Source organism: Streptomyces sp. NPDC054783 (genome assembly GCF_053611725.1).
Map to the genome: position 1 here is coordinate 1 of NZ_JBSHAY010000106.1, position 1255 is coordinate 1255.

Below are 1255 nucleotides of genomic sequence, written 5' to 3' on the forward strand. Positions count from 1 at the left end.
ACAGCTCGGCTTCGTCCCGAACATGTTCAAGACCATCGCGTCGAACCCGACCGTTCTCGACGCCGTCGTGACGCTGCAGAGCACCATGAGTCGCGTTCTGGACGCGAAGACGCGGCACACCATCGCGCTCGCGGTCTCGGAGGCCAACGGTTGCGCTTACTGCCTGGCGATTCACACGTACGTATCATCCGAACTCAGCGGAATGTCGAGCGACGACATCGACCTGGCTCGCGCCGGGAGCTCGGTCGACCCCGAGCGCGCCGCAGTCGCGCGCTTCGCTCGACGGGTGGTCGAGAGCCGCGGGCGAGTCAGCGACGCAGATCTCGCGGCTGTGCGCGGCGCCGGCTACACCGACCCGCAGATCTTGGCGATCGTCACGGTCGCAGTGCAGGCCCTGCTGACCAATTTTCTCAACAACGTCAACCAGACCGACATCGACATCCCCTCCGCCAGCTCGGTCGGTACGCCCAGTTGAGCGCCGAAACCCCAGAGTGAAGATATGGCGGCCGGCCTGTACCTACCGTCGGCCGGACCGAGTGAAGGGATGACCATGAAGGCAAGCGGAGTGTCCGGCCCCGATGCGGACGTCGTCCTCCTGGAGGTGCCTGAGCCGCCGGCTCCTGGTGCTGGTCAGCTTGTGCTGGAGGTGGAGGCGGCCGGTGTCGGTCCGTGGGATCGGTTGCTGAACGGTGCGGGCTGGGATGTGGGGCTGCGTCCGCCCGCGGCGCTGGGTGTAGAGGGCGTGGGCCGGGTTGTGGCCGTGGGTCCCGGTGTCGAGGGCTTCGCTGTCGGTGACCGGGTGCTTGCGCATGAGGCCCCGCTGCCCGGTGGCAGTGGCTTCTGGGCTGAGCGGGTGCTGATCACTGCGGCCAGTGCTGCGATCTGCCCGGCGGGGCTGGATCCGCTGCAGGCGGGGGCGCTGCCGGTTGCCGGGCTCACGGCGTACCAGTCGCTGGAGGCACTGGGGCTCAGCCGGGGGCAGCGGCTTCTGATCACCAATGGTGGTGGGGCGACCGGTGCGCTGGCGTTGCAGATTGCTGCTGCTCGGGGGATCGAGGTGACGGTGACGGCGTCCGCTTCGGCTGCTGAGCGCCTGCGTGGTCTGGGTGCGTTGGCGGTTGTCGACTACCACGACTCGGATTGGGCGGGCCGGGTTCGTGGTGGGTTCGATGGTGCGCTGATCGCTGCTGGCGGTACGGCGCAGGCCGCGCTGTCGCTGGTGCGCAACGGTGGGCGTCTGGTGTCGCTGACCTCG

Annotated in this window: 2 protein-coding genes; both read left to right on the forward strand. The window is 68.4% G+C overall.

Annotation, left to right across the window (positions count from 1 at the left end; all coding sequences use genetic code 11):
* Positions 1-475 (forward strand): carboxymuconolactone decarboxylase family protein (locus ACWGJ5_RS46570; RefSeq protein ID WP_453315643.1); only part of this gene is annotated, 475 nt, incomplete at its 5' end.
* Positions 476-544: 69 nt separating this feature from the next.
* The coding region (locus tag ACWGJ5_RS46575; protein WP_453315644.1) for an NADP-dependent oxidoreductase at positions 545-1255 on the forward strand (711 nt) is incomplete at its 3' end.